At 58.9% G+C, this 6164-nt stretch carries 6 protein-coding genes; all 6 read left to right on the top strand.

Annotated elements, in window-relative coordinates; genetic code table 11:
* Positions 1-209: 209 nt before the first annotated feature.
* The 6 genes from ACRESD_RS20110 to ACRESD_RS20085 are packed head-to-tail and all read left to right on the top strand — an operon-like array spanning position 210 to position 6132.
* The gene (locus ACRESD_RS20110; RefSeq protein ID WP_431752500.1) at positions 210-1304 is read left to right on the top strand and encodes an ABC transporter ATP-binding protein; all 1095 of its coding nucleotides are present in this window, start codon (positions 210-212) and stop codon (positions 1302-1304) included.
* The gene (locus ACRESD_RS20105; RefSeq protein WP_431752499.1) at positions 1304-2401 is read left to right on the top strand and encodes an ABC transporter ATP-binding protein; all 1098 of its coding nucleotides are present in this window, start codon (positions 1304-1306) and stop codon (positions 2399-2401) included. Before ACRESD_RS20110 ends, ACRESD_RS20105 begins: the two co-directional genes overlap by 1 nt.
* A complete protein-coding gene (locus ACRESD_RS20100; RefSeq protein ID WP_431752498.1) occupies positions 2398-3264 on the top strand; it encodes a carbohydrate ABC transporter permease in 867 nt (288 codons plus the stop codon). The genes ACRESD_RS20105 and ACRESD_RS20100 overlap by 4 nt, the downstream gene beginning before the upstream one ends.
* Before the next feature lie 10 nt (positions 3265-3274).
* Entirely contained in the window at positions 3275-4075 is an 801-nt protein-coding gene (locus ACRESD_RS20095) for a carbohydrate ABC transporter permease (protein ID WP_017846707.1), read from the top strand.
* A gap of 10 nt (positions 4076-4085) precedes the next feature.
* Entirely contained in the window at positions 4086-4358 is a 273-nt protein-coding gene (locus tag ACRESD_RS20090; RefSeq protein WP_431752497.1) for a DUF2160 domain-containing protein, read from the top strand.
* 31 nt (positions 4359-4389) lie between these two features.
* Positions 4390-6132: an extracellular solute-binding protein gene (locus ACRESD_RS20085; RefSeq protein ID WP_431752496.1), complete on the top strand. Its 1743-nt coding sequence runs from the start codon at positions 4390-4392 to the stop codon at positions 6130-6132.
* The last annotated feature ends 32 nt before the right edge of the window (positions 6133-6164 follow it).

The following is a 6164-nucleotide window of genomic DNA, read 5'->3' as shown; positions in this document are numbered from 1 at the left end:
AACCTGCTGTGTTCGTTAAATCGAGTTCGAAGAGTGTTGTTCAGAACTGTTCATTGTCAACCCAGGATCTGTTCAGTTGTTCAGTCTGAGTGTTCACTCCTGAACAACCCATCCAGTCCATTCCTTTGCACATCAAACGCTTGCCGTTTTGGCACGAAACTCGCTCTGACTCCTGGCCAGATTCATTCCAATAATAAAAAGGGCGTGTCATGTCATTGACCCTGGAACATGTGTCCCGCGTCGTCGAAGGTCAAACCTGGATCGACGACGCCAGCCTGCGCTTCGAAGCCGGTTCCTTCAACGTATTGCTTGGCCGCACGCTCTCCGGCAAAACCAGCCTGATGCGCTTGATGGCCGGCCTGGACAAGCCTGACAGCGGCCGCATCCTGATGAATGGCGTGGACGTCACGCAAAAACCGGTGCGCTTGCGCAACGTATCGATGGTGTACCAGCAATTCATCAACTACCCGACCATGACCGTGTTTGAAAACATCGCTTCGCCCTTGCGCCAAGCGGGGGTGTCCCACGAGCTGATCCAGAGCAAAGTGCTGGAAACCGCCAGGATGTTGCGCATCGATAAGTTCCTGCAACGCCACCCGCTGGAGCTGTCTGGTGGCCAGCAGCAACGCACGGCCATGGCCCGTGCACTGGTGAAAGACGCCGAACTGATTCTGTTCGATGAGCCGCTGGTGAACCTGGACTACAAACTGCGCGAAGAACTGCGTCAGGAAATGCGCGAGTTGTTCAAGGCACGCCATACCATCGCCATCTACGCCACCACCGAACCCAATGAAGCGCTGGCCTTGGGTGGTACCACCACCATCCTTCACGAAGGCCGGGTGATCCAGAGCGGCAAGGCCGCCGAGGTGTACCACCAGCCGCAGACCGTGCTGGCCGCCGAACTGTTTTCCGAGCCGCCGATCAACTTGATGCCCGGGCGCATCAGCGGCAATGAAGTGAGTTTCGCCAACTTCGTGCACTTCCCATTGAACGTCGACTTGCGCCCCATCGGCGAAGGTGAATTCCGCTTTGGCGTGCGCCCCAGCCATATCAGTCTGGTGCCCAGCAACGATGATGACCTGGAGCTGGCCGTGACTGTGGAAGTCGCCGAAATCAGCGGCTCGGAAACCTTCCTGCATGTGCGCAGTGAACATTTCCTGCTGGTGCTGCACCTGCCGGGGGTGCATGAGTACGACGTCGACGCACCGATCCGCGTGTACATCCCCACCCATAAACTGTTTGTGTTCGATGGCCAGGGCCGTCTGCTCCAGGCGCCCGGGCGCCGCGTCGCGAGGGTTGCCTGATGGCCGAGATCCACTTGCAGAACCTGGCCCACAGCTACAGCCCTACGCCTATGGGGCCTGAGGACTACGCCATACGGGAAATGAACCACGTGTGGGAGCAGGGCGGCGCCTACGCGTTGCTCGGGCCGTCGGGCTGCGGCAAGTCGACCTTGCTCAATATCATTTCCGGCTTGCTCAGCCCATCCGAAGGCCAGGTGCTGTTTGACAGCCAGGTGGTCAACCAACTGACCCCGGAAAAACGCAACATTGCCCAAGTGTTCCAGTTCCCGGTGGTGTACGACACCATGAGCGTGTTCGACAACCTGGCGTTTCCCCTACGCAACCAGGGCATGGCCGAGGCGAAAGTTCACAGTAAAGTGCAGGAAATTGCCGAAGTCCTCGATCTGCAAAACCTGCTGAGCAAGAAAGCCCGCAACCTCAGCGCCGACGAAAAGCAGAAAGTCTCCATGGGCCGTGGCCTGGTGCGTGACGATGTGTCAGCGATCCTGTTCGATGAACCGTTGACCGTGATCGACCCGCACCTCAAATGGAAGCTGCGGCGCAAGCTCAAACAGATTCATGAGCAGTTCAATATCACCATGGTCTACGTCACCCACGACCAGCTTGAGGCGTCCACCTTCGCCGACAAGATCGCGGTGATGTACGGCGGGCAGATCGTGCAGTTCGGCACGCCCCGTGAGCTGTTCGAGCGGCCCAGCCACACCTTTGTCGGCTATTTCATCGGCAGCCCCGGGATGAATCTGGTCGAAGTGCAGGCCGAGGCGGGCGGTGTGCGCTTTGCCGGGACGTTTCTGCCGTTACCCGAGGTGTTGCAGCAACGCATTGCCGATACGGACTACAAGAAGCTGCAGGTGGGGATTCGTCCGGAATTCGTCCACGTGTGGGATGAGTACAACCCCGACGCCCTGCAAGCCGATGTCGTTCATATCGAAGACCTTGGCACCTACAAGATCATGTCCCTCAACCTCGATGGCGCGCCCCTGAAAGTGCGCCTGGCCGAAGACAAACCGGTGCCCCAGGCCGTGGCCTCCATCAGCTTTCCGGCGCAATGGCTGATGCTCTATGCCGACGACTATCTGCTGGAGGTGCTGCCATGAACAAGGTGCAGAACAACAAGGCCTGGTGGTTGGTGCTGCCGGTGTTCCTGCTGGTGGCATTCAGTGCGGTGATCCCGATGATGACCGTGGTCAATTACTCGGTGCAGGATATCTTCGACCAGTCCAGCCGCTACTTTGTCGGCGCCGACTGGTACAAGCAGGTGCTGCTCGACCCGCGGCTGCATGACTCGCTGCTGCGCCAGTTCATCTACTCGGCCTGCGTGCTGCTGATCGAAATTCCACTGGGTATCGCTATTGCCCTGACGATGCCGGCCAAAGGCCGCTGGTCGTCGCTGGTGCTGATCATTCTCGCCATTCCGTTGCTGATTCCATGGAACGTGGTGGGCACCATCTGGCAGATCTTCGGCCGCGCCGATATCGGTCTGCTGGGCTCGACCCTCAATGCCATGGGCATCAGCTACAACTATGCGGCCAACACCATGGACGCCTGGGTCACCGTGCTGGTGATGGATGTGTGGCACTGGACATCGTTGGTGGCGCTGCTGTGTTACTCGGGCCTGCGGGCCATTCCGGATGTGTACTACCAGGCTGCGCGGATTGATCGGGCCTCCGCCTGGGCGGTGTTCCGACATATCCAGTTGCCCAAGATGAAAAGCGTGCTGCTGATCGCGGTGATGCTGCGGTTCATGGACAGCTTCATGATCTACACCGAGCCCTTCGTCCTCACGGGGGGCGGGCCGGGTAACGCCACTACGTTCCTCAGCCAGACACTGACCCAGATGGCCGTAGGCCAATTCGACCTGGGCCCTGCGGCGGCGTTTTCCCTGGTGTATTTCCTGATCATCCTGTTGGTGTCCTGGCTGTTCTACACCGCCATGACCCATTCCGATGCCAACCGCTGAGGCCGCCAACATGAGCAAGCGCAAGGTGATTCCGCTGCTGATCTACATCCTGTTCCTGCTGGTGCCGATCTATTGGTTGTTGAACATGTCCTTCAAGAGCAACACCGAAATCCTCGGGGGGCTGACCCTGTTTCCGCAGGACTTCACCCTGGCCAACTACAAGGTGATTTTCACTGACCCGAGTTGGTACACCGGCTACCTCAACTCGTTGTACTACGTGAGCCTGAACACGCTGATCTCCCTGAGCGTGGCGTTGCCCGCGGCCTATGCGTTTTCACGCTACCGCTTCCTCGGTGACAAGCACTTGTTCTTCTGGCTGCTGACCAACCGCATGGCGCCACCGGCGGTGTTCTTGCTGCCGTTTTTCCAGCTGTATTCGTCCATCGGTCTGTTTGATACCCACATTGCCGTGGCCTTGGCCCATTGCCTGTTCAACGTACCGTTGGCGGTGTGGATTCTGGAGGGCTTCATGTCCGGCGTGCCCAAGGAAATCGACGAAACCGCCTACATCGACGGCTATAGCTTTCCCAAGTTTTTCGTGAAGATTTTTATCCCGCTGATTGGCTCGGGCATCGGTGTCACCGCATTTTTCTGCTTCATGTTTTCCTGGGTCGAGCTGTTACTGGCGCGCACCCTGACCTCGGTCAACGCCAAACCCATCGCGGCGGTGATGACCCGCACGGTCTCGGCCTCGGGCATCGATTGGGGCGTGCTGGCAGCGGCAGGGGTGTTGACCATCTTGCCGGGCATGCTGGTGATCTGGTTTGTTCGCAACCACGTGGCCAAGGGCTTTGCCCTGGGCCGGGTCTGAGGAGTCGATGATGGAATGGATGGCCTGGACCACACCCACCGCGTTGTTCTTTGCAGCGATTGCTGTGTTGCTGGTGGGCATGACCACCTGGGAGTTGCGCTCGCCGAGCATCCCCCGGCGCGGTTTTCTGCCGATCAGCACCACCCGTGGTGATCGCTTGTTTATTGGTCTTCTCGGCAGCGCCTACCTGCATCTGCTGGTCATCGGCGTTACCGGCTGGAGCATCTGGGTGGCCACCGCGCTGTCCCTGGTGTGGCTGTTGTGTGTGATGCGTTGGGGCTAGTGCTCCTTTGAATACCAACCAGGAGGTCTCTATGTTCGATAAAAACAATAAACTGCGACATAGCATTTCATTGGCTGCCGTGCTGGCCCTCAGCGGTTTGAGCGCCACGGCCTGGGCTGATGCGTATGAAGATGCGGCAAAAAAATGGATCGGCAGCGAGTTCAAACCGTCCACGCTCACCGACGCCCAACAGCTCGAAGAGTTGAAGTGGTTTATCAAGGCGTCGGAACCGTTCCGTGGGATGAAGATCAACGTGGTGTCGGAAACCCTCACCACCCACGAGTACGAATCCAAGGTGCTGGCCAAAGCCTTCAGCGAAATCACCGGCATTAAGTTGACCCACGATCTGCTGCAGGAAGGCGACGTGGTAGAGAAGCTGCAAACCCAGATGCAGTCCGACAAGAACATCTACGACGGCTGGGTCAACGATTCCGACTTGATCGGTACGCACTTTCGCTACGGCAAGACGGAGTCCATCACTGATCTGATGGCTAACGAAGGCAAGGACTACACCTCGCCGACCCTGGATCTGAAGGACTTTATCGGTTTGTCCTTCACCACTGCGCCGGACGGCAAGCTCTATCAACTACCCGACCAACAGTTCGCCAACCTCTACTGGTTTCGCGCCGACTGGTTCGAGCGTGCGGATCTGAAAGCCCAGTTCAAGGCCAAGTACGGCTACGACCTCGGCGTGCCGGTGAACTGGTCGGCCTACGAAGACATCGCCAAATTCTTCAGCGAAGACGTCAAGGAAATTGACGGTAAGCGCATCTACGGGCACATGGACTACGGCAAGAAAGACCCGTCTTTGGGCTGGCGCTTCACCGATGCCTGGTTCTCCATGGCCGGTGGTGGCGACAAAGGTTTGCCCAACGGCCTGCCGGTGGACGAGTGGGGCATTCGCGTGGAGGACTGCCACCCGGTGGGCTCCAGCGTCACTCGTGGCGGTGACACCAACGGCCCGGCGGCCGTGTTCGCCACGCAAAAATATGTGGATTGGATGAAAGCCTATGCGCCACCGGAAGCGGCGGGCATGACCTTCTCCGAATCCGGCCCTGTGCCGTCCCAGGGCAACATCGCCCAGCAGATCTTCTGGTACACCGCCTTCACCGCCGACATGACCAAACCGGGGTTGCCGGTGGTGAATGCCGACGGCACGCCGAAATGGCGCATGGCCCCGTCGCCACGCGGCCCGTATTGGGAGGAGGGCATGAAGCTGGGCTATCAGGATGTGGGTTCGTGGACCTTCATGAAGTCCACGCCCGAGAAACAAAAACTGGCAGCCTGGCTGTACGCGCAGTTCGTAACCTCGAAAACCGTGTCGCTGAAGAAAACCATCGTCGGCCTCACACCGATTCGTGAATCCGACATCAACTCCCAGGCCATGACCGACCTGGCGCCGAAATTGGGTGGCCTGGTGGAGTTCTATCGCAGCCCGGCCCGCGTGCAGTGGACCCCGACCGGCACCAACGTGCCGGACTACCCACGCCTGGCGCAACTGTGGTGGAGCAATATCGCTGCCGCCGCCAGCGGCGAGAAAACCCCGCAGCAGGCGCTGGATAACCTGGCCAAGGAACAGGACGCGATCATGACGCGCCTGGAACGCTCCAAGGTGCAGCCGGTGTGCGGTCCGAAAATGAACGAAGAACGGGATGCGCAATACTGGTTCGACCAGCCGGGCGCGCCGAAGCCGAAACTGGCCAATGAGAAACCGAAGGGCGAGACAGTGGCTTACAGCGACCTGCTCAAGTCGTGGGAGGCCGCACGTAAATAATCGCTAGAAGTGCAATGAAACCTGTGGGAGGG

Origin of the sequence: Pseudomonas sp., from assembly GCF_050739995.1 — a bacterium.
Taxonomy (GTDB): Bacteria; Pseudomonadota; Gammaproteobacteria; order Pseudomonadales; family Pseudomonadaceae; genus Aquipseudomonas.
The sequence above is the reverse complement of the archived record's forward strand: the minus strand, read 5'-3'. Positions and strand labels throughout refer to the sequence as shown.

Excerpts from the sequence above, each read along its gene's own strand:
- ACRESD_RS20090 (WP_431752497.1), top strand. The coding sequence starts at position 4,086 with ATGGAATGGATGGCCTGGACCACACCCACCGCGTTGTTCTTTGCAGCG.
- ACRESD_RS20100 (WP_431752498.1), top strand. The coding sequence starts at position 2,398 with ATGAACAAGGTGCAGAACAACAAGGCCTGGTGGTTGGTGCTGCCGGTG.
- ACRESD_RS20110 (WP_431752500.1), top strand. The coding sequence starts at position 210 with ATGTCATTGACCCTGGAACATGTGTCCCGCGTCGTCGAAGGTCAAACC.
- ACRESD_RS20105 (WP_431752499.1), top strand. The coding sequence starts at position 1,304 with ATGGCCGAGATCCACTTGCAGAACCTGGCCCACAGCTACAGCCCTACG.
- ACRESD_RS20085 (WP_431752496.1), top strand. The coding sequence starts at position 4,390 with ATGTTCGATAAAAACAATAAACTGCGACATAGCATTTCATTGGCTGCC.
- ACRESD_RS20095 (WP_017846707.1), top strand. The coding sequence starts at position 3,275 with ATGAGCAAGCGCAAGGTGATTCCGCTGCTGATCTACATCCTGTTCCTG.